We start from the raw sequence: 22340 nt of genomic DNA, 5'->3' as shown, positions 1-22340 counted from the left end.
CGCCGCTCGGCCTCGCTGCGCCCGGCGGCGGACTCGGCATCCGCCACGGCGACGACCGTTCGGGGAAAGACACCTTGACCACCGAACCGCCCGCCGGGCCCCCGTACCGCATAGAGACGCTGGCGCATCTCACCGGCGCCAGCGTCCGCACCATCCGCGCCTACCAGGACCGGGGCCTGCTCCCCCGTCCCGAGCGTCAGGGGCGGGCGAACCACTACTCCGACGCCCATCGCACGCGGCTCCACCAGATCGCCGACCTCCTGGACCGCGGCTACGGCCTCGCTTCCATCAAGGAACTTCTGGACGCCCACGACACCGGCCGTGGCCTGGGCGGTGTCCTGGGGCTGGTCGCCGAGGTGGACGGTCCGTGGACCGACGAGGAGCCCTCCCGGGTCTCCCGATCCGACCTGACCGCCCGCTTCGGGGGCACCGCCGACGACCGGGCGATCGCCGACGCCGTGGCACTCGGCGTGCTGGAACCCGTCCCCGGCGACGAGGACGCCTTCCTCGTGCCGAGCCCCCAAGAGCTGGCGGTGGCGGTGGAGTTGCACGCCGCCGGGGTGCCGCTGGGCGCGATCACCTCCCATCTGCGGGAGTTGAGGGGTCAGGTCGAGCAGATCGCCGCCCGTTTCCTGGAGTTCACCACCGAGCATGTCTTCGCGCGCTACCTCGACGGACCGCACCGGCCGACCGACACCGACGCGGCCGAGGCGGCCTCGCTCGTCCGGCGGCTGCGTCCGCTCGCCCGGCAGACCGTGGACGCCGAACTCGCGCGGGCCATGCGCCTGTTCGCCGGCCGTCACCTGCGTCGGCACCTCGGCACCGGTGACCCTGTGCCACCCGAGTCCGGGACGCGGCCGGTCCAGGTCCCGGTGGAGACAATGCGGGCTGTGGAGGCCCTGGTTGGCCCGGAGCATGCCGCGGGATTCCTCGCGCTCGCGGCCGAACGCGAGGTACGCGCACGCAGCTTGGACCGCCTTGTCTCAAGTCACGCGGCATCAGATGATCTTGACGAAGAGGGCTGACGCGGCGGCCAGTTGTCCACAGAATCACCAACTTGCCTGTGGATAACTACAGTTGACTGTGGACCAAACCTGACCCCCAAAACTGAGTGCGTGATCTGCGTCTCTCCCGTCATGCTGAGTGGATGAACGAAATGGACCGGGACGAGAGACGAACCGTGAAGGTGTCGAAGTACCTCTCGAAGCACCTGCGGCACCAGCCCGAGCGGATCGGCCTCACGCTCGACGAGGCCGGCTGGGTGGAGATCGACGAACTGATCGCGGCCTGCGCCGCGCACGGCTTCCACTTCACCCGGGACGAGTTGGACCACGTCGTCGCCGCCAACGACAAGAAGCGCTTCGCGGTCGAGGGCACCCGGATCCGCGCCAGCCAGGGCCACAGCGTCGAGGTCGACCTCGGGCTGCCCCCGGCGACCCCGCCGTCGTACCTCTACCACGGGACCGTGGCCCGCTCCCTGGACGCGATCCGCACCGAGGGGCTGCGGCCCATGAACCGGCACGACGTACACCTCTCGGCCGACCGGGAGACCGCGACCCGGGTCGGAGCGCGCCGGGGCCGCCCCGTGGTCCTCGCCGTCGACGCGGAGGCCATGCATCGCGACGGCCATGTCTTCCACGTCAGCGCCAACGGGGTGTGGCTGACGAAGGCCGTGCCCCCGCGGTACCTGCGTTTTCCCGAGCGGCACTGAGGCGCAACCCCGGCTGCCGTGGCGCGTCTTCTTTCGGCATGATCACAGGTATGGACCACCTCCCCAGCACTGAGGCCGCCGTCACCGCCCTGCGGTCGATCGCCGCCGAGTACGCGCTCGAGATCGAGGTCACCCACGACATCGGCGCCGATCAGACCTCCCGCCGCACTTCCGCCGGCGTCGGCGTCACCACCGACCCGGACGGCTCGCTGCCGCACGAGGCCTACGTCGAGCTCGGCGGCCGCCCGAGCGTGAGCGTGCGGCTCTACCCCGACGACGACGCCCTGATCACGGTCGACGGAGTGGAGTGCCCCGACGTCGACCGCGACGACGTCCCCGCCTTTCTCCGCTCGCTCTACGACGGCCACGCCTGGGTGAAGATCCGGCGCTTCCCGCCCGCTCACTTCCTGATGGTGCCGCTGCCGCACGACCGGGTGCACAAGGAGTTCATCCTGGTCGGACTCAGCCCGTGGCTGGGCGGACGCGCACGGTGACTGTTTCACGTGAAACACGCGCGTCCGCATACGCTCGATGACATGAGTCTGCGTCTGAGCACCGTGATCCTCCCGCACCTGCGTTGGCACGAGGGAGGCCGCTCCACCTGGACACGGGCAGAGCAGCTCGGCTTCCACACCGCGTACACCTACGACCACCTGTCCTGGCGCACCTTCCGCGACGGGCCGTGGTTCGGCGCGATCCCGACGCTGACCGCCGCAGCGGCCGTCACCGACCGCCTGCGTCTGGGCACGCTGGTGACCTCGCCGAACTTCCGGCACCCGGTGACCCTCGCCAAGGAGCTGATCTCCCTGGACGATGTCTCCGCCGGGCGGGTGACCCTGGGGATCGGCGCGGGCGGCACCGGCTTCGACGCCACCGCCCTCGGCCAGGACCCGTGGACCCCGCGCGAGCGGGCCGACCGCCTGGCCGAGTTCGTACCGCTGCTGGACCGGCTGCTCACAGAGGACTCCGTGTCGTACGAGGGCGACCACTACTCGGCGCACGAGGCCCGCAACATCCCGGGCTGTGTCCAGCGCCCCCGGCTGCCCTTCGCGGTCGCCGCGACCGGCCCCCGCGGGCTGCGGCTCGCCGCGCGGTACGGACAGGCCTGGGTGACCACGGGCGACCCCAAGCTCTACGAGAGCGGCACCCCCGACCAGTCGGTTCAGGCCATTCGCGGCCAGGTGGAGAAGCTCACCGACACCTGCGCCGAGATCGGGCGGGACACCCAGGAACTGGGCAAGATCCTGCTCACGGGATTCACCCCGGACCGCGGGCGCCCGCTGGAGTCCCTGGACGCCTTCGTGGACTTCGCGGGCCGGCACCGGGAGCTCGGCTTCACGGAGATCGTGGTCCACTGGCCCATCGCCGACTCCGTCTTCGCCGCGGACGAGAAGGTCTTCGAGCAGATCGCCATGGAGGCCCCGGCGCAACTGCGCTGACCTCGGCCTCAGGCCGTCCGCGTCCCAGTGGTGTCTCATGTGTGCGGGCTCGCGCCCGACCGTGCAGGCATATGCGCGAGAATGGCCCGGTGACCTCAGCGACTCGACAGCCCGAGACCCCGGCCGCCGCCCTCCCGCCCCGGCTGATCGCCACCGATCTCGACGGCACTCTGCTGCGCGACGACAAGTCGGTGTCCCCGCGCACGGTCGCCGCCCTCGCCGCCGCCGAGGAGGCCGGCATCGAGGTCTTCTTCGTCACCGGCCGCCCGGCCCGCTGGATGGACGTCGTCAGCGAGCACGTCCACGGGCACGGCCTGGCGATCTGCGGCAACGGCGCCGCCGTGGTCGATCTGCACGGCGGCCCCGGCGCCCACCGGTTCGTGAAGGTGCGCGAGCTGGCCCGGGAGAACGCGCTGGACGCCGTGCGGCTGCTGCGGGAGGCGGCGCCCGGCACGATGTACGCCATCGAGCAGACGTACGGCTTCTACCAGGAGCCGGAGTATCCCAAGATGCACATGGAGATACCCGACACCCTCGCGCCGGCCGAGCGACTGCTGGCGCCGGACGCCCCCGGGGCCGGCGAGCCGGTGCTGAAGATCCTCGCGTTCCACCCCACGATCGACCCCGACGCCTTCCTCACCCTCGCCCGGCTGGCCATCGGCGACCGCGCCAACGTCACCCGCTCCAGCCCCAGCGCCCTGCTGGAGATCAGCGGCCCCGAAGTCTCCAAGGCCAGCACGCTCGCCCTGTGCTGCGCGGAACGAGGTATCTCCCACGAGGAGGTCGTCGCGTTCGGCGACATGCCGAACGACGTCGAGATGCTCACCTGGGCCGGCCGGTCGTACGCGATGGGCAACGCGCACCCGGACGTGCTCGCGGCGGCCTCCGGACAGACCGTCGCCAACAACGAGGACGGGGTCGCCGTCGTCATCGAGCAGCTGATCGCCGAGCGGGCGTAGCTCTCCCGGGGGACCTCAGCCCTGCTCCCGCTCCACCGGCAGCCACAGCTCGGCGTCGGCCTCCGTCCCGTCCGGCGAGAGCCGGGTGCGCAGGATCTCCGGGCCGGGACGGCTGCGGTACGGGTTGGACGGGAACCACTGTGTGAACACGTCCCGCCACAGCTCCTGGATGGCCTGCGGTGCCGGCCCGGACGTGGTGAAGACGGCCCAGGTGCCGGCCGGCACGGCCAGGGTGGTCGTGCCCTCGGGGACGCCCGCGGACGTGATCACCCCCTGGTAGTAGTCGAGTTCGGTGCCCTCGGCCCGGCTCGGATCCAGGTCGTCGCAGACCGCGACGATGCCCTGCGGCTCCTGGTCCGACAGCTTCTCCAGACGCTCCAGGACCTGCGGGTCGATCCCGCGGACGAAGTCGATGATCGCCTGGTTCGGCCCCGTGTGCACCAAGGGCACACGGGCCTTGAGACCGGCCACGGTGAACGCCGGTCGGTCCGCTACGCGATAGCGCATGCTGCTGCTCCCTTCGACGGTGAGGCGGAAGGCCAGCCGGGGCTGGGAGACGAGCGCGGCGCCGGTACGGCGGGCCTCGCCCGGCCCGACGCCGTGCACGCCACGGAACGCCCGGGCGAACGCCTCACCGGAGCCGTAGCCGTAGCGCACCGCGATCTCCAGCAGTGAGTCCCCTCCGGCGAGCACCTCGGCGCCCGCGACGGTCAGCCGCCTGCGCCGGATGTACTCCGACAAGGGCATACCGGCGAGCGCGGAGAACATCCGGCGCAGGTGGTACTCCGAGGTGGCCGCGCCGTGTGCCAGCGCCGACACGTCGATCGGCTCGTCGAGGTGGTCCTCGACGTACTCCATGGCCTGGTTGAGCCGCTCCAGCACTCCGGTCTCCTTCCGCTCTCGCGCTCACCACGCTAGGCGGCGGACATCCCGCCGGACCCGACATCCTGTGCCCGATCAGGTCGGGTGCGGGTGGGAGCCTCAGCCGACGGGCGCTCCGCGCGCCGCCAGCCAGGGCACCGGGTCGAGCGCCGAGCCCGCGTCCGGCGTGACCCGCACCTCGAAGTGCAGGTGCGGGCCGGTCGAGTTGCCCGAGGTGCCCGACTGCCCGACCCACTGCCCGGTGGTCACCCTGTCGCCCTGGTCGACGGTGACGGCGGCGAGGTGCGCGTACTGCGTGTAGTAGCCGTCGGGATGCCCCACCACGACCTCGATCCCGAACGCGCCCCCGCACGAGACCCGCACCACGCGGCCCGCACCGACCGCCCGTACCGGCGTCCCGATCGGCACCGCGAAGTCCTGCCCGGTGTGCCGGTGCGCCCAGCGCGAGCCACCGCTGCCGTACGCCGCGGACAGGGCATACGTCTCGACCGGTGCGACCCAGTCGCCCACGAAGTGCGCCGGCGGCTGGTCCAGACGCACGGCACCGCGGCAGGAGCCCGCCGCCACCGACGCGTCCGCCCGGCCCTGCAACTGCCATCGCGCCTGCTCGAGCTTGTCGTCGATGTCCTTCTTCAGCCGCGCGAGTTCCCGGGCCCGCCGCGCCACGGCCTGCCAGGCCTCGACGGCCTTGGTCTCGTCGGCGGCCAGCCGTGCCTCCGCCCGCCGGTTCCTGCCGATCGCGTTGTCCACGGCGAGGTTCGCCTGCGAGAAAACGTGCTGGCCGCGCATCAGCTTGTCGGGGCTGCCCGCCAGGACCAGCTGTGCGACGACCGGCAGACCGCCGCCGCCGCGGTACTGGGCACGGGCGATACGGCCCAGGTCCTCGCGCAGCACGGTGATCTCCCGCCGCTCGCGGGTGAGGAGTTCCTCCGCACGCCGGGCCCGCGCCCGCTGCTCGTCCGCCTCCCGCCGCCCCGCCTCGTACCGCTGCGTCGCCACCGCCGCGTCCTCGTACAGCCGCGCCACCTGCGCGCTGATCCGGGAGTCCGAGCCGTCGCCGGGCTCCCCCTCGGCAGCCGTGGGCCGGGTCGCGAGCAGCCCGGACACGCACAGCAGCACCGGAACGAGCAGGACACGACCGCGAGGTGAGCGCATGTCAGCGATCCTGACCCGGCTACCGGTCCCCGGTCCTGTTCAAGTCGTACGCCTGGGGGACGCCCCGCCCCTGATGGCTCAGTACGGCGCCTGCCACACCACCGTCGTACCGGCGCCGTCCGCCCCGATCAGCGCATACCGGGCCCGGGTCGACTCCACCCCGGTCGTACAGATCCGCTCCAGGGTTGAGCGCGGTTCCGGCAGGGGAACGGGAACGGGATCAGGGGACATGCCGCGAGCCTCATCAGCCCTCTTTGTCACGGAAGGTGGGGCTGGGGTCGATATGTCATCGAGCTGCCACCAACAGCTCCGTGGCTTCCTCCCGTTCGGCCATCATCCGCAGCGGTCCGTCCGCCGCCGCCAATGCCGTGTAGGAACCCCGCTGCGCCACCCGTCCCTCGTCCAGCACGATCACCTCGTCGACCGCCTCCAGACCGGCCAGCCGGTGGGTGATGAGCACCGTCGTACGGCCCTCGGTGGCCGCCAGCAGGTCCCGGGTGAGCGCGTCGGCGGTCGGCAGATCCAGATGCTCGGCCGGCTCGTCGAGCACCAGGACGGGGAAGTCGGCGAGCAGCGCCCGGGCCAGCGCGAGCCGCTGACGCTGCCCGCCGGAGAGCCGGGCGCCGTGCTCGCCCACGAGCGTGTCGAGCCCTTCGGGCAGGCCGTCGGCCCACTCCAGCAGCCGGGCCCGCGCCAGCACGTCCCGCAGCTCCTCCTCGTCCGCCCCCTTCTTCGCCAGCAGGAGGTTCTCCCGGACCGAGCTGTCGAAGAGGTGCGCGTCCTGCGCGCACAGGCCGACGAGCCGACGTACGTCGTCGCCGTCCAGGGCCTGCGCGTCCACCCCGCCGAGCGTGTACGAACCCGCGTCGGCGTCCAGGAACCGCAGCAACACCTGCGCGAGCGTGGTCTTGCCGGAGCCGGAAGGCCCCACGACGGCGATCCGGCGTCCCTGCGTCAGGGTGAGGTCGACCTCGGCGAGCGCGTCCCGGTCCTGCCCGGCGTGCCGGGCGGCCAGCCCCCGCAGGACCAGCGGGAAGGGGGACGCGGGTGCCTGGCGGGGCTGCTCCGGCTCGCGCACGGGCTCGGGGGAGTCCAGAACCTCGTACACCCGCTCGGCGCTCCTGCGCACCCGTTGGCGGTACTGCACGGCCAGGGGCAGCCCCAGGACGGCTTCGAAGGCGGCCAGCGGAGTGAGGACGACCACGGCCATGGTCACGCCGCTCAGCCGCCCGTCGGCGACGGCCTGCGCGCCCACCAGGGCGGCTGCCGTGACGGTCAGTCCGGAGACGAGCGCGGTCAGTCCGTCGCCGAGGGCGGTGGCGGTCGCCGCGCGCGAGGCGATCCGGGTGAGCACGGAGTCGGCCGCACGCACCCCCGCGGTACGGACGGGCAACGCGCCCGCGACGGTCAGCTCGGCGGTGCCGGTGAGCAGGTCGGCGGTGTGGGTGGCGAGCACCCCTCGGGCGGGGGCGAGCCGCCGCTCGGCCCGGCGCGCCACGGCACCGGTGACCAGGGGAACGCCGATCCCGGCCGTCAGCAGACCGACGGCGAGCACCGATCCGGCCTCCGGCAGCAGCCACGCCGTGAACGCGACGGACCCGGCCGAGACGAGGACGGCGGAACCGGCGGGCAGCAGCCAGCGCAGCCAGTAGTCCTGGAGGGCGTCCACATCGGCGACGAGCCGCGTCAGCAGGTCGCCCCGCCGGGTCGAGCGCAGCCCCGCGGGCGCCAGCCGCTCCAGCCGCCGCCAGACGGCGACCCGGGTGTCGGCCAGCATCCGCAGCACGGCGTCGTGCGACACGAGCCGCTCCGCGTACCGGAACACCGCCCGCCCGATACCGAAGGCCCGGGTCGCCGTCACGGCCACCATCAGGTACAGCACCGGCGGCTGCTGCGAGGCCCGCGAGATGAGCCACCCGGAGGTGGCCATGAGGCCCACGGCGCTGCCGAGGGCGAGGCTGCCGAGCAGCAGCGCGAGGGCGAGCCGACCGCGTCGGGCTCCGGCCATGGCGCGGACCCGCGCGAGGACGCCACCGCCGGTCGGGGCGAGCCCCGTCCCGGGCTCACCGCCGACGGGCAGGGCAGCCGCCTCTTCCGACGGGGCGGGAGCGTTCTTGGGAGCGGCCTCCACGGGCACGGGTGCCTCGGTCTCGGCCAGCCGCACCACACGGTCCGCCACGGCCAGCAGCGCCGGCCGGTGCACGACCAGCAGAACCGTCCGACCGGCCGCGAGGCGCCGCACGGCCGCCACCACCTCGGCCTCGGTCTCCCCGTCGAGCGCGGCGGTCGGTTCGTCCAGCAGCAGCACGGGCCGGTCCGCGAGGAACGCCCTGGCCAGCGCCAGCCGCTGCCGCTGTCCGGCGGACAGCCCGGCCCCGTCCTCGCCGAGCACCGTGTCGGCCCCGGCGGGCAGCGCCTCGACGAACTCCAGCGCCCCCGCGTCCGCCAGCGCCCGGCGTACGGCCGCGTCGTCGGCGTCGGGACGCGCCAGCCGTACGTTCTCGTCGATCGTGCCGGCGTAGAGGTGCGGGCGCTGGGGCACCCACGCGATCCGAGCGCGCCACTGCTCCAGGTCGGCCGACGCGAGATCGACTCCCCCGGCCAGTACCCGGCCCGCGGCCGGCCGCACGAACCCCAGCAGCGCGTTCAGCAGGGTGGACTTGCCCGCACCGCTCGGTCCGACCAGCGCGACCGTCTCCCCGGGTTCCACGGTGAACGACACATCCGTGACCGCGTCGGCGGAGCGCCCGGGGTAGCGGACGGTCACGCCCTCGAAGGCCACCCCTCCCTCGGCCACCGCGACCGTGCCCGGTGCCGGTGCCGGCGTCTCCAGTACCTCGAAGATCTCCTCGGCGGCAGCCAGCCCCTCGGCAGCCGCGTGGTACTGCGCCCCGACCTGCCGCAGCGGGAGATACGCCTCCGGTGCGAGCACGAGGATCACCAGGCCGACGTACAGGTCCATCTCCCCGTGCACGAGGCGCATGCCGATCGTCACGGCCACCAGAGCCACCGAGAGCGTCGCCAGCAACTCCAGGGCGAACGACGAGATGAAGGCGATCCGCAGCGTCCGCATGGTCGCCTGCCGGTACTCGCCGGTGATGCGCCGGATCGACTCGGCCTGTGCCTTGGCCCGCCCGAACACCTTGAGCGTGGGCAGCCCGGCGACAACGTCCAGGAAGTGGCCGGACAGCCGGGACAGCAGCCGCCATTGACGGTCCATCCGCGACTGTGTGGCCCAGCCGATCAGCACCATGAAGACCGGGATCAGGGGCAGGGTGCCGACGATGATCGCGGCGGACACCCAGTCCTCGGTCACGATCCGGGCGAGCACCGCGACCGGTACGACCACCGCCAGCCCCAGCTGCGGCAGGTAGCGCGAGAAGTAGTCGTCGAGGGCGTCCACACCTCGCGTGGCGAGGGCGACCAGCGAGCCGGTACGTCGGCCACTGAGCCAGTTCGGCCCCAACGCCGTGGCCCGCTCCAGCAGCCGCCCCCGCAGCTCCGACTTCACGGCGGCGCTCGCACGGTGCGCGGCGAGTTCGGTGAGCCAGGCCACCAGCGCCCGGCCGATCGCCACCGCCACCAACAGCAGCAGGGGAGTGCGCAGTTCGGCGAGGGACAGGCCGTGCTGGAAGGCACCCACCACGACCTCGGCGACGAGCATCGCCTGCGCGATGACCAGAGCCGCTCCGACAGCCCCCAGACCGACGACCGCCACCAGGAAGAGGCGGGTGGCGCGGGCGTACCGGAGGAGACGCGGGTCGATCGGTTTCACGTGAAACACCCTTTTCTCACAGAGCGCGTTCCACGTGAAACACGCTCTCTCCTCATGTGGGGGTGTTTCACGTGAAACACCCCCACATCAGACTCAGTGCGCGGGCTCGGCGATGTGCTGCGTACCGATCCGCTTGCGGAACACCCAGTACGTCCAGCCCTGGTAGAGGAGCACGATCGGCGTGGCGATTCCCGCACACCAGGTCATGATCTTCAGCGTGTACGGGCTCGACGAGGCGTTGGTCACCGTGAGGCTCCAGCTGTCGTTGAGCGTGGACGGCATGACGTTCGGAAAGAGCGTCAGGAAGAGCATCGCCACGGCGGCCACGATGGTGACGCCGGAGAGCGCGAACGACCAGCCCTCGCGTCCCGCCTGGTTCGCCACGAGCGCCGCGACCAGGGCGCCGACCGCCACGACCAGGGCGACCAGACTCTTGGCGTCACCACTGTCGACCTGTGTCCACAGCAGGAAGACCGAAGCGGACACGGCGGTCGCGAGCCCCACCTTGAGCGCCAGCTTCCGCGCTCGTTCCCGGATCTCACCGACGGTCTTCAGGGCCGTGAACACCGCACCGTGGAAGGTGAACAGCGTCAGGGTCACCAGGCCACCGAGCAGCGCGTACGGGTTGAGCAGATCCCAGACATTGCCCACGTACTCGAAGTTCTGGTCGATCTTGACGCCCCCCACGATGTTGCCGAAGGCGACGCCCCACAGGAACGCGGGAAGGAGCGAGGTCCAGAAGATCGCGGTCTCCCAGTTGCGCTGCCAGTTCTCCTCGGGCCGCTTGGCCCGGTACTCGAAGGCGACGCCCCGCACGATCAGACAGACCAGGATGAACAGCAGGGGCAGGTAGAAGCCGGAGAAGAGCGTGGCGTACCACTCGGGGAAGGCGGCGAAGGTCGCACCGCCCGCCGTGAGCAGCCACACTTCGTTGCCGTCCCAGACGGGCCCGATGGTGTTGATGAGCACCCGCCGCTCGGGCCGGTCGCGGGCGAGCAGCTTGGTGAGGATGCCGACCCCGAAGTCGAAGCCCTCCAGGAAGAAGTAGCCGGTCCACAGGACGGCGATCAGGACGAACCAGACGTCGTGCAGTTCCATGACTGTGCAGCTCCCTCGGCCTAGTAGGAGAAGGCCATCGGCTTGTCGGCGTCACGGGAGTCGCCGCCGATCTTCGTGGGCGGGTTGAGGTCGGCCTCGGTGAGCTCGGGCGGGCCGGCCTTCACGTACTTCACCAGCAGCTTGACCTCGATGACGGCGAGGATCGCGTAGAGCGCCGTGAAGACGAGCATCGACGTGAGGACCTCGGCCTGGGAGACCCCGGGGGAGACCGCGTCACGGGTCTGGAGGACGCCGTAGACGACCCAGGGCTGACGGCCCATCTCGGTGAAGATCCAGCCCCAGGAGTTGGCGATCAGCGGGAAGCCCAGCGTCCAGATCGCCGCCAGCCAGTAGAGCCTGGTGAGCTTCGGGCTGAGCGCCTTGTTCCTGAACAGCACCACATGCGGCACCTCGTCCTCGCCGACCCTCAGGTGCTGCGGCAGCAGGAACTTCTTGCGGGTGAGCCAGAGTCCCGCCAGGCCGATCGCGAAGGACGACATGCCGAAGCCGATCATCCAGCGGAAGCCCCAGTAGGCGACGGGGATGTTGGGCCGGTAGTCGCCGGGACCGTACTTCTCCTGTTCGGCCTTGTTCACGTCGTTGATGCCGGGCACGTACGAGCTGAAGTCGTCGTTCGCGAGGAAGGACAGCAGGCCCGGGATCTCTATGGCGACCTTGTTGTGCCCCTCCTCGACGTCGCCGTAGGCGAAGACCGAGAACGGCGCGGGCGCCTCGCCGTCCCACAGGGCCTCGGCGGCGGCCATCTTCATCGGCTGCTGCTTGAACATGACCTTGCCGAGGGTGTCACCGCTGATGGCGGTGAGCAGGCCTGCGATGACCACCGTGACCAGGCCGAGTCGCAGCGAGGTCTTCATCACCGGGATGTGCTTCTTGCGGTACAGATGGAAGGCCGCGATGCCGACCATGAAGGCGCCACCGGTGAGGAAGGCCGCCGACATGGTGTGGAAGACCTGGGCGAGCGCGGTGTTCTGGGTCAGCACGGCCCAGAAGTCGGTGAGCTCGGCCCGCCCCTTCTCCTTGTTGATCCGGTAGCCGACGGGGTGCTGCATCCACGAGTTGGCCGCGAGGATGAAGTACGCCGACAGGATCGTGCCGATCGACACCATCCAGATGCAGGCCAGGTGGATCTTCTTCGGTAGCTTGTCCCAGCCGAAGATCCACAGGCCGATGAAGGTGGACTCGAAGAAGAAGGCGATCAGAGCCTCGAAGGCGAGCGGTGCGCCGAAGACGTCGCCGACGAAGCGCGAGTAGTCGGACCAGTTCATGCCGAACTGGAACTCCTGCACGATGCCGGTGACGACACCCATCGCGATGTTGATCAGGAAGAGCTTGCCCCAGAACTTCGTCGCCCTGAGGTACTTCTCGTTCTCCGTGCGCACCCAGGCGGTCTGCAGCCCGGCGGTGAGGGCCGCGAGGGAGATCGTCAGGGGGACGAAGAGGAAGTGGTAGACGGTGGTGATGCCGAACTGCCAGCGCGCCAGTGTCTCCGGCGCCAGAGCCAGGTCCACGTCGTCACTCCTTACCTCACGCTCGTGGATCACGCTTGTGAAAGCGTTCACATTCACAAGCTAGTATGACTCACTGATTTTCGATAGGTGAAGGGGGGTCCCCGCCTACCCGCGGAAACCCCCCTGTGACCCCTGCCGACCAGCGAAAACCGGTGCGGGCGACTCGCTAGAGCTCCCTGCGGAACCCTTCCGTCACCTTCAGGAAGATGTCGTTCGCCTCGTTCTCCCCGATCGTCACCCGCACTCCCTCGCCCGGGAACGGCCGCACCACGACGCCCGCCTGCTCACACGCGGCGGCGAAGGGGACCGTGTGCTCGCCGAGCCGCAGCCACACGAAGTTGGCCTGGGTCTCGGGCACCGTCCAGCCCTGCGCGCGCAGCCCCTCGACCACCCGGAGGCGCTCGCACACCAGGGAACCGACCCGGCCGAGCAACGCGTCCTCGGCACGCAGCGAGGCGATCGCGGCCTCCTGCGCGAGCTGGCTCACGCCGAACGGCACCGCCGTCTTGCGCAGGGCCTCCGCCACCGGCTCGTGGGCGATGGCGAAACCGATGCGCAGGCCGGCGAGGCCGTAGGCCTTGGAGAAGGTCCGCAGGACACAGACATTGGGCCGCTTCCGGTACAGCTCCACGCCGTCCGGCACCTCGGGGTCGCGGATGAACTCCCGGTACGCCTCGTCGAGCACGACCAGCACGTCACGTGGCACCCGGTCGAGGAAGCGTTCCAGCTCGGCCCGCTTCACCACGGTGCCCGTGGGGTTGTTGGGATTGCAGACGAAGATCAGCCGGGTCCGCTCGGTGATCGCGTCGGCCATCGCGTCCAGGTCGTGCACATCCCCCGGCGTCAGCGGCACCTGCACCGCGGTCGCACCGCTGATCTGCGTGATGATCGGGTAGGCCTCGAAGGACCGCCAGGCGTAGATCACCTCGTCGCCGGGGCCCGAGGTGGCCTGGACCAGCTGCTGGGCGACACCGACCGAGCCGGTGCCGGTGGCCAGGTGGGAGGCGGGCACGCCGAACCGCTCGGACAGCTCCTTGATCAGGAGCGTGCAGGCCAGGTCCGGGTAACGGTTGAAGGTGGCGGCCGCCGCCGTCACCGACTCCATCACGCCCGGCAGCGGCGGATAGGGGTTCTCGTTGGAGGACAGCTTGTAGGCCACCGGACCGCCGCCCGCGGCCGGCTTGCCCGGCTTGTAGGTGGGGATCCCCTCCAGCTCGGCGCGCAGCTTGGGGCTCGTCTCGCTCACCGCAGTCCTCCTCGTGACCACCACCGGCTTCAATACTGCTCACCTTATGAGGATTCGGCGCGGGTGCGTACAGCTGAGCGGGGACCCGGCACCTGAAACGGAGGGACCGGTGCGACTTCTGCGGACGAAGCCGCACGAAGGCGTACGCCCGAGGGGGCGCGCTGTACATATATCTACGCGCCCGTAGTGCACTCCGTGGCGCGCATCCCTCGTGCAGGTGAGTTGAGACCTCTTCGAGACATCGGTGCGTTGGCAGGCCCATCCGTGCCGACGCGTCACGTCTTGGCATCGACGGAGTCAACTACCTTGCTTTCCAAGGAACTTGACCCCATTTAGCCTTGCAGAAACGTGCCTGTCAATGCGTGCATATGCGTCCGCCCTACCCCACCGGATGAGCCCTACTATCGGCTCGCCATGACAGCAGCAGGGAAGCACCAGGTGAGCCGCGCGGAAACCTCACGCCGAGGCAGCCGGCCGGGCCGGGCGGGCATCAGGGACGTGGCCGCCGCCGCCGGAGTCTCCATCACGACCGTCTCCGACGCCCTCAACGGCAAGGGCAGGCTCCCGGATGCCACCCGACGCCATGTCCGCGAGGTCGCCGACCGACTCGGCTACCGCCCCTCGGCGGCGGCCCGAACCCTCCGTACCGGCAAGTCGGGCCTCATCGGCCTGACCGTGACGACCTACGGGGATGAACCTTTCACCTTCACCGAGTTCGCCTACTTCGCGGAGATGGCGCGCGCCGCCACCTCGGCCGCACTCGCCCGCGGCTACGCACTCGTCATCCTCCCCGCGACCTCACGCCACGACGTCTGGTCCAACGTGGCTCTGGACGGCACGGTCGTCATCGACCCGTCCGACCAGGATCCGGTGGTCAGCGAGCTGGTCCGGCAGGGCTTACCGGTCGTCTCCGACGGCCGCCCGGCCGGCTCGCTCCCCGTCACCGCATGGGTGGACAACGACCACGAGGCCGCCGTCCTCGACATCCTCGACCACCTGGCCGACGCCGGCGCCCGCCGCATCGGCCTTCTCACCGGCACCACGACGGACACGTACACACACCTGTCGACCAGCGCCTACCTGCGGTGGTGCGAGCGGGTCGGCCAGGATCCGGTCTACGAGGCCTACCCCGCGCACGACCCGTGCGCGGGCGCCGTGGCCGCCGACCGGCTGCTGGCCCGCCCCGACCGCCCCGACGCCGTCTACGGCCTGTTCGACCCCAACGGCACCGACCTGCTCGCCGCGGCCCGCCGCTACGGGCTGCGGGTCCCCGAGGACCTGCTGATCGTGTGTTGCAGCGAGTCCACGGTGTACGCCAACACCGAGCCGCCCGTCACGACGCTCTCGCTGAAGCCGCGCCGCATCGGTACGGCGGTGGTGCAACTCCTCATCGACGCGATCGAGGGCGAGCAGGCGGACCGTCCGGTCGAGCAGGTCATACCCACCGAACTGTTCGTACGCACCTCTTCGCAACGACGCCCCCCTCGGACCACGGTCAGCCCCCCGCGGGCACCGGAGGAGAAGTAACCCGCCGCCGCTCCCCACCGCCGACGCCGACGCCATGGTGCGGTGTGTGGGGAGCGGCGGCTTGTCCGGGGGCGGCGGGGAGCGGACGTGAGATCCGTTCGCGGCGGCTGGGGCGGCCGGACCGTGCGGTCCGAGACTGCGGGGGGGGCGGACCGGGCGGAGGCCGAGCGGAGACCGGGTGGGCCGCGTCAACGAAAGTTGGCAAGAGGCACGTACGGGCGATTTCCGGCGGTGCTGGAGACATCGGGCGTCGCTTCGGTCACAACCGTCTCATCGACCTCGCCGCGGCCGCCGAAACGACCCTTGCCCGGCCGACGCGGCCCCCCGGTCCGTCCGACGGAGCAGCCCGCGGGGGTGGGGGGCGGGTGCGGGCAAGGCGCGCGCCGGGTGAGTGCGGACTGCCGAAGCCCGGCCCAATCGGGGCGAAAGCCGCGATGAACTGGAGCCTTGCTCCGATTCACCACCCCTGGGTCATCACACGGCACGATCCGCATTCCTATGATGGACGCACGGCACCGCGGGCCGCTGCGACCAGGCAGCCCGAAGGGTGCAGATGCGGCGCGATGGTGGAGGGGTCTGATGACTCAGGGGGCCGGTCAGGGACCCGAGGTGGAGCGGACGGCGACGTTGCGCGACTTCCGGGTGCCCGCGTACGTCCACGAGACCGGTCCGTACGACCCCGGCACGGAACCGGGCAACGCCGCGCCGCCTCTCGAAGAGCCGCTGGAGCACCCGGACGGCTACACGCCCACCCAGCGCGACCTGCCCGTCATCAGCCGGCGAGGCGACACCCTCCAGGTGGCCGTGGACCCGGCAGCCGTCCAGGCCCCGCAGGCAGCGACCGGCCCGGGACCGCTGTTCGTCGTCGGCGACGTCCACGGCTACCTCGACGAACTGGTGGCCGCGCTTCAGGAGAAGGGCCTGGTCGACTCCGCGGGCAACTGGTGCGCGGGCACCGCCCGGCTGTGGTTCCTCGGCGACTTCACCGACCGCGGGCCGGACGGCATCGGCGTCATCGACCTCGTCATGCGGCTGTCCGCGGAGGCCGCCGCGGCCGGCGGGTACTGCAAGGCCCTCATGGGCAACCACGAACTGCTGCTGCTCGGTGCCAAGCGCTTCGGCGACACGCCCGTCAACTCCGGCGCGGGCACGGCCACCTTCCAGGCGGCCTGGCTGCTCAACGGCGGTCAGAAGTACGACATGGACCGTCTCCAGGATCACCATCTCCAGTGGATGGCCCGCCTCGACGCGGTCGAGGAGGTCGACGGCCACCTGCTCGTGCACTCCGACACCACCGCCTACCTCGACTACGGCGACTCGATCGAGGCGGTCAACGACACCGTCCGCGAGACGATCACGCGCAACGACGCGGACGAGGTGTGGGATCTGTTCCGCAAGTTCACCAAGCGCTTCTCCTTCCGCGACGAGGGCGGCGCCGACGCCGTACGCTCCCTGCTCGATACGTACGGCGGCACCCGCATCGTTCACGGCCACAGCCCGATTCCCTACCTGCTGGGCGAAGTCGGCTCCGAGGAAGGCGAGGACAACGGCGGTCCGCACGTCGAGGGACCGCACGTCTACGCCGACGGGCTGGCCATCGCGATGGACGGCGGCGTGACGATGGCCGGAAAACTGCTGGTCCAGCAACTGCCCCTGGAAAACTGAGTATTCCCGGGGCAGTTCCCGGGGCAGAAGTACCCCACTGTGGAGCCGTCGGCGACATCGCAGGCCAGGGGCCAATTTCGGCAAACCCCCTGTCACCTCATGCCGTCACCGCTCTACCATCGGGTTATCCGTAGCAGGCTCCCCTCCGTTTCTGCCCGACGGCTCGTTGGCATGCGAGCCCCAAGCCCTACGGAGCATCGGGGGATGCAGATGAACAGCGTTCCGCAGCACCTGAACAGCGAGGACCGCCAGGAGTACGAGCGGATCCTCGACGAGGCGCTGCGCTCCGCCCCACACCACCCGGAACTGGCCGCAGTGGGACAGCGGCTCAACCCCGAACAGCTGCGCACCATGGCACTCAACGCCTCCGCACTCATCACGGTGGCCGCGGCGGCCGAGTACCAGCACTACGTGAAGGTCCGCGAGGAGCTGCGCCACCCCGCGCCGTCCACCCCGTCGTCCCCGTCCGAGACCGTCTCCGCGGAACCGGGCGTGGCCGCGATGGGGCTCGCCACCACGATGGGGGAGGCGGCGCAGGCCGCCGAAGCCGCCGGGGCGGGCGCCGTCGCCGCCGTCCTCACCCCCGTCCTCGCCGGGACCGCCGCGGTGATCTTCCTGCTCGTCGGCTACCTCCTCAGGGCGCTGGACCCCGAGCAGGCGTTCGCCCGGACGATGGTCGCCGCCGGCTGGACGTTCGGGGCCGTGGCCGTGGCCGCGATCCTCGTCGCCACCGTCGCGCTGCTGCTCACCGCCCTGCGCAACCGTCCTTCCCTGGAGGCCGGACCGTACGGCGAACTGAGCCGGGAGGTCGACCAGGCCAAGGAAGCCTGGCGAGACGCCCTGCTGGAACGCGGCATCCTGCCGTTCCTCCGGGAGGCCCTCGCCGATCCCGGCACGGCAGCCGCCCTGCACACCGACCCGGCGCCACCGGCCCCCACCAGCCGCTTCCCGAAGATCGGCTACGACCGTCCGGGCTTCAGCAGCCCGGACGACGGCCGCTCGACCGGCCCGCGCCCGAGCTTCAGCAGCCCGGACTACAGCAGCCCGGACTTCGGCGGCCCGGAACACCAGCCGGAATAGGCACTCGGCTTGCGCCCCCGCCGACCCCGCCGAGGGGAGCGCAAGCCGTACGCCGGGCGCCGGACGCCCGACGCCCGACGGCTCTGACGGAGAGCCGCCCCGCGGTTCGGTGCTGCCCTGCGGTGCTCGGCGCTGCCCCGTGCGGCTCGGTGTCACCGGCGCGGCATCCCGGAGTCGTACGTCCAGGCGTCGGCGCATCGGCGCATCCGCGCATCCGGTCAGAGAATGCCCGCCCGGCCGGCTGCGGTGATCCAGCTGGGGAACTCGGACAGCAGCCGGTCGTAGAGCTCTTGGTCCGGAAGGGTGCTGATGTCGTCCACGGAGAAGAAGCCCACGTTGTCGACACGGCGTCCGGGCAGCGTGTCGAACCGCTCCAGGACGCCGTAGTTGGACCGGCCGAGCCCCACGAACTGCCAGAAGATCGGCTCCTCGACCGCCGCCCGCAGCTCCTGCTCGATCGCCGCGTCGCGGTAGACCCCTCCGTCGGAGAAGAACAGCACCAAGGTCGGGGCGGCCGCCGGATTCTCCCGGACATACGACCTGACCTGGGCAATCGCCTTCTGTTCCTCGTTCTGGATGCCGACCGAGCGCATGTCGACCTGCCCCGGCTCCATCCCCTTGCGCGGCTTCCTGCTCCGCCGGAACAGACTGATCTCGCCCACCCGCACATGCAGTCGCAGCCACTCGGGGAGCTCACCCAACCGCAGGTCGGGAAGCCGGGCGGCATCGCTGGCGAAGGTCCAGGCCTGCATCTCGCCATCGTCGTCGAGTTCTGCCGCCACCGCGGCCATGCGCTCCACGACGTCCGCCACCACACCGCGTGAGTACAGGAACGCCATGGACCCGGAGGCATCGAGGACGAGCACGACCCGCGCGCTGATCCCCACCGCCCCTCGCTTGCTCAGGCTGACCGCGACCTGCTCCTTGCGCAGCGACAGCCGCTTCCGCATGTCGACGGGAAGCCGCTCCTCCCCCTTGGTCAGACGGGGGCCCGACGGCGGGGCGGTTGTCGGTGGCGTGGGCGCGGGCGCGGGTGGGGCGGATACGGGTGGGGTGGTGGGCCGTGGGGTGACCGCAGGTGAGGCAGCGGCGGATGGGGTGACCGCCGGGCGGTGCGGAGGGGTCGCCGCCGAACGGCTCGGTGGGGTGACCGCCTGCTCCGGCTCGTCGTCGACCGTGATCCCGAAGTCCGTGGCCACCCCCGCGAGCCCGGAGGCGTACCCCTGCCCGACCGCCCGGAACTTCCAGCGGCCCTCGCGCAGGTACAGCTCACCGGCGATGAACGCCGTCTCCGTGTCGGCCTGCATCTCGAAGCGGGCCACTTCGGAGCTCCCGTCCCCACCGAGAAGTCTCAACGTCAGGCCGGTCACCTGGCCGAACGTGCCCCCGTCGGCCGACGCGCACAGCACCACACGCGTGATGGCGCCCTCCAGTGAGCGGAGGTCGACCTGGACGGTGTCGGTCCAGACACCGGCTTCGCGCCGCTTGCCGAGGTGCCGCACGGCGCCGGACGCGTGCAGCGGCTGGTTGTAGAAGACGAAGTCCCTGTCGTCACGCACCCGCCCGTCCTGCGCCAGCAGCAAGGCCGAGGCATCGATGTCCGGCCCACCGGCCCCTTCGGCCCAGCGGAGTTCGACCCGTACGTCCGGCACGTCGACCGGCAGATTGGCACCCTTGCTCAGGGATCTCGCTGTCATGGAGGCAAGTCTGCCGAGCCGGCGCCCCGGGGCAACCGAACGAGCGCGATCATTTCCTCCTGGGCGACCGCCAGGAGCGTGCCGTCGGGACGCAGCGCCGCCCCCGGAAGTCGGACCACAAGGGACAGCGCCGGTCCGCTACGTCAGTCGGCCAGCGGCAGGTACACCCGGTTCCCGCTCGCCGCGAACTCCTTCGACTTCTCCAGCATGCCCTCGGCGATCTCCTCCGCCGAGGCCCCGTCGGCCGCCCCGGCACCGAACCGCTCGTTGATGCTCTGGCTGATCTTCATCGAGCAGAACTTCGGCCCGCACATCGAGCAGAAGTGCGCCGTCTTCGCCGGCTCCGCCGGGAGTGTCTCGTCGTGGAACTCCCGTGCCGTGTCCGGATCGAGGGCCAGGTTGAACTGGTCCTCCCAGCGGAACTCGAAGCGGGCGTCGGACAGGGCGTCGTCCCATTCCTGCGCACCGGGATGCCCCTTGGCGAGGTCGGCTGCGTGGGCGGCGATCTTGTACGTGATGACGCCGGTCTTCACGTCGTCACGGTTGGGCAGGCCCAGATGTTCCTTGGGCGTGACATAGCAGAGCATGGCCGTGCCCCACCAGGCGATCATCGCGGCACCGATGCCGGAGGTGATGTGGTCGTACGCCGGCGCGACGTCCGTCGTCAGCGGGCCGAGCGTATAGAACGGAGCTTCATCACAGATCTCCTGCTGAAGGTCGATGTTCTCCTTGATCTTGTGCATCGGGACATGGCCCGGGCCCTCGATCATCGTCTGAACATGGAAACGCTTCGCGATCCGGTTGAGCTCCCCGAGTGTCCGCAACTCCGCGAACTGCGCCGCGTCGTTGGCGTCCGCGATGGAACCCGGCCGCAGGCCGTCGCCCAGCGAGTACGTGACGTCGTAGGCGGCGAGGATCTCGCAGAGTTCCTCGAAGTTCTCGTAGAGGAAGGACTCCTTGTGGTGCGCGAGGCACCAGGCCGCCATGATCGAGCCGCCACGGGACACGATGCCGGTCTTGCGATTGGCGGTGAGCGGGACGTACGACAGGCGGACACCGGCGTGGACCGTCATGTAGTCCACGCCCTGCTCGGCCTGCTCGATGACGGTGTCCTTGTAGATCTCCCAGGTCAGTTCCTCGGCGCGGCCGTCGACCTTCTCCAGCGCCTGGTAGAGCGGCACCGTGCCGATCGGGACGGGGGAGTTGCGCAGCACCCACTCGCGGGTGGTGTGGATGTTGCGGCCGGTCGACAGGTCCATGACCGTGTCGGCGCCCCAGCGGGTCGCCCAGGTCATCTTCTCGACCTCCTCCTCGATGGAGGACGTCACCGCCGAGTTGCCGATGTTGGCGTTGACCTTCACCAGGAACCGCTTGCCGATGATCATCGGCTCGATCTCCGGGTGGTTGACGTTGGCCGGCAGCACGGCCCGGCCCGCCGCGATCTCCTCGCGAACCACCTCGGGGGAGACGTTCTCCCGGATGGCCACGAACTCCATCTCGGGTGTGACCTCTCCCCGGCGCGCGTACGCGAGCTGGGTGACCGCCTCGCCGTCCCGGCCACGGCGTGGCAGGCGCGGACGGCCCGGGAAGACCGCGTCGAGGTTGCGCAGACCGCCGCGGGGCGAGGTGTGCTTGACGCCGTCGTCCTCGGGGCGGACCGGCCGGCCCGCGTACTCCTCGGTGTCGCCCCGGGCGATGATCCAGTTCTCGCGCAACGGCGACAGGCCCCTGCGGACGTCGGTCTCGACGAGTGGATCGGTGTACGGGCCGGAGGTGTCGTACAGGCTGACCGACTGCCCGTTGGTGAGATGCACCTGACGGACCGGCACCTGTAGGTCGGGGCGGGTGCCCTCGACGTACCCCTTGTGCCAGCCGATGGACTTCCCGGCCTCCGAGGCGTTCCCGTCGACCGTGCTTTCGCTGGTCGCGTTCTGCGTGAAGGCAGGCGTGCGTGCGTCCTTGTTGGTCATGAGACCTACTCCCTACGCCGGCATTACCCGGTAACAGGTTCGGCGGTCGACGCAGCGGCTACCGCCTGCCGATGTTTCATGTGAAACATCACTCGAATCGAGAGACGTTCCACGTGAAACATCGCGAAGACGGAGGTCAGCGCCCTCTCAGCCCGGTGCTCCGAGCTCCCGCGTGTGCAAAGGTTGCCTCCACGCTAGCGTCAATTCTGGCGCGGTGAACAGGGGGCCCGGGTCGTTCTTGCGATGATCGGTCGGTGACCACGACACACCAGCCCCCGTATCCGCCGCCCGAGCCGCCCCGCCGACCGGGCTCCGCCGGCCGCCCCGGCGATGGCTCCGGCAATGGCTCCGGAAGCGGTTCTGGGAGCGGTTCCGGCCCCGGCCCGAGAGGCGACCGCGACTTCAACGACGGTCACGATCATCCGCGCAGTCCCGGCCACGGGCCGGGATACGCGGGCGGGCTCGGCGGGCTGAGACGCGTCGGAACCCCTGGCGGTCATGGACCCGGCTCGGTCGAAGGCCGCGGCTCAGGCCCAGGGTCGCAGCCTGGGTCCGGGACGCGGTCCGGGTCTCAGGCGCAGCCGGGGGCGGGCAGTGGCCGGGGTCA

General features: G+C 70.8%; 17 protein-coding genes and 1 riboswitch. Of the genes, 8 read left to right on the top strand and 9 right to left on the bottom strand.

All coding sequences use genetic code 11. The features are described from left to right. Positions 1–74 precede the first annotated feature (74 nt). From ASD48_RS37585 to ASD48_RS37565, 5 genes are all read left to right on the top strand, one after another. Positions 75–1025: a MerR family transcriptional regulator gene (locus ASD48_RS37585; protein ID WP_057606356.1), complete on the top strand. Its 951-nt coding sequence runs from the start codon at positions 75–77 to the stop codon at positions 1023–1025. A gap of 122 nt (positions 1026–1147) precedes the next feature. Next, positions 1148–1711 (top strand): RNA 2'-phosphotransferase, encoded by a 564-nt coding sequence (locus tag ASD48_RS37580; protein WP_057606355.1) that lies wholly within the window; start codon positions 1148–1150, stop codon positions 1709–1711. A gap of 50 nt (positions 1712–1761) precedes the next feature. Further along, positions 1762–2205 (top strand): hypothetical protein, encoded by a 444-nt coding sequence (locus ASD48_RS37575; RefSeq protein WP_242432845.1) that lies wholly within the window; start codon positions 1762–1764, stop codon positions 2203–2205. A gap of 42 nt (positions 2206–2247) precedes the next feature. Next, complete coding sequence (locus ASD48_RS37570) at positions 2248–3150, top strand: LLM class flavin-dependent oxidoreductase (protein ID WP_057606353.1); 903 nt, start codon at positions 2248–2250, stop codon at positions 3148–3150. A 71-nt stretch (positions 3151–3221) separates the two neighbouring features. Then, complete coding sequence (locus tag ASD48_RS37565) at positions 3222–4109, top strand: HAD hydrolase family protein (RefSeq protein WP_199876152.1); 888 nt, start codon at positions 3222–3224, stop codon at positions 4107–4109. 15 nt (positions 4110–4124) lie between these two features. Here ASD48_RS37565 and ASD48_RS37560 read toward each other — a convergent pair whose 3' ends face one another. From ASD48_RS37560 to hisC, 7 genes are all read right to left on the bottom strand, one after another. Continuing rightward, positions 4125–4991 (bottom strand): AraC family transcriptional regulator, encoded by an 867-nt coding sequence (locus tag ASD48_RS37560; RefSeq protein ID WP_057606352.1) that lies wholly within the window; start codon positions 4989–4991, stop codon positions 4125–4127. Between the two features lie 99 nt (positions 4992–5090). Continuing rightward, the gene (locus ASD48_RS37555) at positions 5091–6146 is read right to left on the bottom strand and encodes a M23 family metallopeptidase (RefSeq protein WP_057606351.1); all 1056 of its coding nucleotides are present in this window, start codon (positions 6144–6146) and stop codon (positions 5091–5093) included. A gap of 78 nt (positions 6147–6224) precedes the next feature. Beyond that, positions 6225–6377 carry a hypothetical protein gene (locus ASD48_RS44590; RefSeq protein WP_157880768.1) on the bottom strand — a complete coding sequence of 51 codons (153 nt, stop codon included), beginning with the start codon at positions 6375–6377 and terminating at the stop codon, positions 6225–6227. A gap of 55 nt (positions 6378–6432) precedes the next feature. Beyond that, positions 6433–9921: a thiol reductant ABC exporter subunit CydD gene (gene cydD, locus ASD48_RS37550; RefSeq protein WP_057606350.1), complete on the bottom strand. Its 3489-nt coding sequence runs from the start codon at positions 9919–9921 to the stop codon at positions 6433–6435. 93 nt (positions 9922–10014) lie between these two features. Continuing rightward, entirely contained in the window at positions 10015–11019 is a 1005-nt protein-coding gene (cydB, locus tag ASD48_RS37545; RefSeq protein ID WP_057606349.1) for a cytochrome d ubiquinol oxidase subunit II, read from the bottom strand. A gap of 20 nt (positions 11020–11039) precedes the next feature. Further along, the gene (locus tag ASD48_RS37540) at positions 11040–12548 is read right to left on the bottom strand and encodes a cytochrome ubiquinol oxidase subunit I (protein WP_057606348.1); all 1509 of its coding nucleotides are present in this window, start codon (positions 12546–12548) and stop codon (positions 11040–11042) included. A 166-nt stretch (positions 12549–12714) separates the two neighbouring features. Further along, positions 12715–13794 (bottom strand): histidinol-phosphate transaminase, encoded by a 1080-nt coding sequence (hisC, locus tag ASD48_RS37535; protein WP_057606347.1) that lies wholly within the window; start codon positions 13792–13794, stop codon positions 12715–12717. A 414-nt stretch (positions 13795–14208) separates the two neighbouring features. Here hisC and ASD48_RS37530 point away from each other — a divergent pair, with 414 nt between their 5' ends. From ASD48_RS37530 to ASD48_RS37520, 3 genes are all read left to right on the top strand, one after another. Beyond that, positions 14209–15321, top strand: a complete 1113-nt coding sequence (locus tag ASD48_RS37530; protein ID WP_079074219.1) for a LacI family DNA-binding transcriptional regulator — start codon at positions 14209–14211, stop codon at positions 15319–15321. Positions 15322–15900: 579 nt separating this feature from the next. Further along, positions 15901–16986 carry a metallophosphoesterase gene (locus ASD48_RS37525; protein WP_057606345.1) on the top strand — a complete coding sequence of 362 codons (1086 nt, stop codon included), beginning with the start codon at positions 15901–15903 and terminating at the stop codon, positions 16984–16986. Between the two features lie 204 nt (positions 16987–17190). Continuing rightward, entirely contained in the window at positions 17191–18066 is an 876-nt protein-coding gene (locus ASD48_RS37520) for a hypothetical protein (RefSeq protein WP_057606344.1), read from the top strand. A 218-nt stretch (positions 18067–18284) separates the two neighbouring features. Here ASD48_RS37520 and ASD48_RS37515 read toward each other — a convergent pair whose 3' ends face one another. Both ASD48_RS37515 and thiC read right to left on the bottom strand, forming a co-directional pair. Next, positions 18285–19763 (bottom strand): VWA domain-containing protein, encoded by a 1479-nt coding sequence (locus ASD48_RS37515; protein ID WP_057606343.1) that lies wholly within the window; start codon positions 19761–19763, stop codon positions 18285–18287. Positions 19764–19906: 143 nt separating this feature from the next. Further along, a complete protein-coding gene (gene thiC, locus ASD48_RS37510; protein ID WP_057606342.1) occupies positions 19907–21733 on the bottom strand; it encodes a phosphomethylpyrimidine synthase ThiC in 1827 nt (608 codons plus the stop codon). After that, positions 21726–21915, bottom strand: a riboswitch (TPP riboswitch). Its footprint overlaps the gene before it by 8 nt. Positions 21916–22340: the final 425 nt, after the last annotated feature.

It is taken from the genome of Streptomyces sp. Root1310, assembly GCF_001426425.1.
Lineage (GTDB): Bacteria > Actinomycetota > Actinomycetes > Streptomycetales > Streptomycetaceae > Streptomyces.
Note: the sequence above shows the minus strand (reverse complement) of the source record. Positions and strands in the feature narration are given on the sequence as shown.

What these genes read in the sequence shown, in the direction of transcription:
- ASD48_RS37580 (WP_057606355.1), top strand. Translation starts at nt 1,148, where the DNA reads ATGAACGAAATGGACCGGGACGAGAGACGAACCGTGAAGGTGTCGAAG.
- ASD48_RS37575 (WP_242432845.1), top strand. Translation starts at nt 1,762, where the DNA reads ATGGACCACCTCCCCAGCACTGAGGCCGCCGTCACCGCCCTGCGGTCG.
- ASD48_RS37570 (WP_057606353.1), top strand. Translation starts at nt 2,248, where the DNA reads ATGAGTCTGCGTCTGAGCACCGTGATCCTCCCGCACCTGCGTTGGCAC.
- ASD48_RS37565 (WP_199876152.1), top strand. Translation starts at nt 3,222, where the DNA reads ATGCGCGAGAATGGCCCGGTGACCTCAGCGACTCGACAGCCCGAGACC.
- ASD48_RS37555 (WP_057606351.1), bottom strand. Translation starts at nt 6,146, where the DNA reads ATGCGCTCACCTCGCGGTCGTGTCCTGCTCGTTCCGGTGCTGCTGTGC.
- ASD48_RS44590 (WP_157880768.1), bottom strand. Translation starts at nt 6,377, where the DNA reads ATGTCCCCTGATCCCGTTCCCGTTCCCCTGCCGGAACCGCGCTCAACC.
- cydB (WP_057606349.1), bottom strand. Translation starts at nt 11,019, where the DNA reads ATGGAACTGCACGACGTCTGGTTCGTCCTGATCGCCGTCCTGTGGACC.
- ASD48_RS37530 (WP_079074219.1), top strand. Translation starts at nt 14,209, where the DNA reads ATGACAGCAGCAGGGAAGCACCAGGTGAGCCGCGCGGAAACCTCACGC.
- ASD48_RS37525 (WP_057606345.1), top strand. Translation starts at nt 15,901, where the DNA reads ATGACTCAGGGGGCCGGTCAGGGACCCGAGGTGGAGCGGACGGCGACG.
- ASD48_RS37520 (WP_057606344.1), top strand. Translation starts at nt 17,191, where the DNA reads ATGCAGATGAACAGCGTTCCGCAGCACCTGAACAGCGAGGACCGCCAG.
- ASD48_RS37515 (WP_057606343.1), bottom strand. Translation starts at nt 19,763, where the DNA reads ATGACAGCGAGATCCCTGAGCAAGGGTGCCAATCTGCCGGTCGACGTG.
- thiC (WP_057606342.1), bottom strand. Translation starts at nt 21,733, where the DNA reads ATGACCAACAAGGACGCACGCACGCCTGCCTTCACGCAGAACGCGACC.